The following is a 3,424-nucleotide window of genomic DNA, read 5'->3' as shown; positions in this document are numbered from 1 at the left end:
TACTGTAACATGAACATAAACTTATGAGCTATTTTTTTATCCATTTTTAAGTGTTGCACTTAATATGATAATTCATCATAAAAAAATATTTTAATAAACTATAAAATATAGTATAATACATCATTTTTCTGTAAATATTAGACAATGCATAGTTTTAAATATATGAAAATAAATTAAGTTAGTTTTGTAAAAAATGAGAAAATAGGAAACACTATGTTAAAATAGACATATTCATATAAAATTTTATAGGTATAGTTTTATATAATAGGAGGGTTAGGAAAAATAATTAGTCGAATAGGAATTGTAACAGATAGTCATAGCAGTATTACTCAAGATGAGGCAGACAGATTAGGTATAAAAATATTACCTATGCCATTTTATATTGGTGGAGAGTGTTATTATGAGGGGAAAAATATAACTCGAAATGAACTTATGGAAAAATTGATTAACCAAGAAGATATTAGCACATCACAACCATCACCAGAAGACGTTATGAATTTATGGGATGGTGTTTTAGAAGAATACGATAATATTTTATATATGCCTCTTAGTAGTGGATTAAGTGGTTCATATTCTACTGCGGCAATGCTCGCACAAGAGGAAAAATATAAAGAGAAAGTTTATGTTGTGGATCATGGGAGAATATCAACACCACTACATCAATCAATATTGGATGCATTAGAAATGATAGAAGAAGGACTTTCAGCTAGCGAGATTAAATTAAAATTAGAACAAGCTAAATAAAAAATGGCGATTTTTATAGCTGTAGATGATTTAAAATATTTAAGACGTGGCGGAAGAATATCATCAGGTGCTGCTGATGAAACAACGCAAAGATGGGTGCAAGATATTAAAGAAGCATTTCCGGGGCATGAAGTAATGTGTAATTATTTATCATTTGGAGTTACTTGTCATACAGGACCAGGGGCATTGGGTATTGGATTTTCATGTAGACCGTAAAATTTTATTAATTGTTATGATAAAACAGGAGTGCTAGAATTACATTATCAGATTAAATTTCAAAATATATTGGGGGTATATATGGAAAATAATTTAGATAGATTTTGGGTGAGTTTTAAACAATGGTATTTATACGAATTACCACAAAATAATTTAATAAAAGAGCAATTTATTAGTTATGATGAACATGATGATGCAAAACCTTATTTAGATATAGATTTTAATCATTATTATAAATTAAACTTTGGTGTAGAATACGATGGAATTTTAGAAAAGGATGAAACAATCACAGTTAAATCATTAAAGATGCTAACGGAGTTAACATATTCAGAATTTATAAAGGATAGGTATGCTTTCACAGTAGATGTAAATAAAAGATTGGTGAAATTTAATATTCCATTGAAGCTTAGAAATGGAGTACTTATTTCAGTAGGGCATAAAAGTTCAAATGAAATAAAATATATTTATAATTATGAGCAGCTTGAAAGAAAAATTAAATACTCAGAGGAATTAATAATAAGTGATGAGTTATTAGATAAAAAAACAGCATTAGATTATATAACAGATTCACTACAATATATAGTCTCGATAAATGATGGCGATGGAATTAAGATGAAAAATCAAGAAATTGCACTATTAGTTGGAGAAAATAGAGATAGCAAAGTTTATACAGTTATACATAATGAGTTATATGAAATCAATAAAATAATAAATGAGTATTTTGATATTAGACATAATGAATATTTAAATAAAGCTAAACAAAAAAGAGAAGTTTTAAATGATAAGGATTTTATAGAGTATTTATATAACCGAATATATTCGTTATTGTTTCTTTTAAGAATAAAATGTAACAACCAAGAACTAAATGAAATTTAATTATATCAAAATATATTTTAAATTAAAATAGAGGAAATACTAGATGAAAATTAATAGATTATTTGAGATAATATATATTTTACTTCAGAAAGAACGTATAACAGCAGAAGAATTAGCTGAACGATTTGAAGTATCGACGAGGACAATTTATAGAGATATAGACGTTTTATCGTCTGTTGGAATACCTGTTTATATGATGAAAGGAAGGGGTGGAGGAATTGCACTTTTACCGAACTATATACTAGATAAGACTATTTTGACAGAAGATGAAAGAAAAAATATACTTGCCTCTTTAAGAGCAGTTGAAGCAGTGGACACAAACAATTCAAAAGAAAAACACGAACTGATTCAAAAGATAAGTAGTTTATTTGGAAATTCATATACAGATTGGATAGAGATAGATTTTTCATCATGGAATGATTATAAAAACCAATCTGAGATTTTTCAAATTTTAAAGTCAGCAATACTTAGTAAGAAAAAAATAAAATTTGAGTATTCAAACTCTAAAGGAGAACAAACGCATAGAAAAGTTGAGCCTTTAAAACTTTGCTCAAAAGGGGGAGCATGGTATTTGTATGGATATTGTGATAAACGTTGTGATTATAGATTTTTTAAATTAACGAGAATTAATAATTTAATTATAATAAATGAAGATACTATACATACTGCACCATCAAAAATATTACTAACTAAAAATACATACAATAATACAAAATATATTCACATGAAATTGCATATACAAAAAGAAATGGCATATAGAATTTATGAGGAATTTGATAAATTTATAATAATAGAAGATGGAAGTTTTATAGCAGAAATAGATATGCCAAAGAGTGAATGGATAATTTATTATATCTCTACTTTTGGTCCATACTGTGAAATATTAGAGCCAATACAATTGAGAAACGAATTTAAAAATTACTTAGAACAAACACTAAAGATATATAAGTAATATATAAAAAACTTATAAAATATGACATATAGTTGTCATATTAAACTTAGTATAATTATCTCAAAACATAGTCAAATATTAAATTATGTTAGGAGGTATTTTTATGGAATATGAAATAGTAAATTTAGATGAAAAGATACTTGTAGGTGCAAGTGCAAACACATCAAATAGTTCTCCAGATATGAGTAATGTTATTGGTGGTTTATGGGGAAAATTTTATCAAGGGGGAATTCATGATAAAATTAAAAATACAGTTAATGAATTTGCAATAGGACTATATTCTGATTATACAGAAGATAAAAATGGGTATTGCATTACTGTCGGAAACGAAGTTTCAAGTTTAGATGAGAATAATAAAAATTTAGATGTTAAAATAATTCCTGCTGGAAAATATGCCAAATTTTCTATATGTGGAAATATGGTTACAGCTGTTGTAGATGCATGGCAACAAATTTGGCAAATGGACTTAGACAGAAGTTTTACTGGCGATTTTGAAGAATATAAAAATGCTGATGTAGAAAATGCAGAAATAGATATTTATGTTGCATTAAAATAATTAAAATTTATAAAAATAAAAATTAGTAGTTGTAAATATAAAATTAATATGTTATATTATTGCGATAAATAATATATGAT

At 26.3% G+C, this 3,424-nt stretch carries 5 protein-coding genes; all 5 read left to right on the top strand.

Annotated elements, in window-relative coordinates; translation table 11 throughout:
- The first annotated feature begins 261 nt into the window (after positions 1-261).
- The 5 genes from I4U58_RS13100 to I4U58_RS13085 all read left to right on the top strand — a co-directional run bounded on the left by I4U58_RS13100 (position 262) and on the right by I4U58_RS13085 (position 3,344).
- Positions 262-744 (top strand): DegV family protein, encoded by a 483-nt coding sequence (locus tag I4U58_RS13100; protein ID WP_330593200.1) that lies wholly within the window; start codon positions 262-264, stop codon positions 742-744.
- A gap of 3 nt (positions 745-747) precedes the next feature.
- Complete coding sequence (locus tag I4U58_RS14350) at positions 748-960, top strand: hypothetical protein (protein WP_330593199.1); 213 nt, start codon at positions 748-750, stop codon at positions 958-960.
- Between the two features lie 81 nt (positions 961-1,041).
- Complete coding sequence (locus I4U58_RS13095; RefSeq protein WP_195931784.1) at positions 1,042-1,836, top strand: hypothetical protein; 795 nt, start codon at positions 1,042-1,044, stop codon at positions 1,834-1,836.
- Positions 1,837-1,879: 43 nt separating this feature from the next.
- Positions 1,880-2,788 (top strand): YafY family protein, encoded by a 909-nt coding sequence (locus I4U58_RS13090; protein ID WP_195931783.1) that lies wholly within the window; start codon positions 1,880-1,882, stop codon positions 2,786-2,788.
- 103 nt (positions 2,789-2,891) lie between these two features.
- Positions 2,892-3,344, top strand: coding sequence for a GyrI-like domain-containing protein (locus I4U58_RS13085; RefSeq protein WP_195931782.1), 453 nt, complete (start codon positions 2,892-2,894; stop codon positions 3,342-3,344).
- Positions 3,345-3,424: the final 80 nt, after the last annotated feature.

Source organism: Clostridium sp. 1001270J_160509_D11 (assembly GCF_015667935.1).
Taxonomy (GTDB): domain Bacteria; phylum Bacillota; class Clostridia; order Peptostreptococcales; family Peptostreptococcaceae; genus Intestinibacter.
Note: the sequence above shows the minus strand (reverse complement) of the source record. Positions and strands in the feature narration are given on the sequence as shown.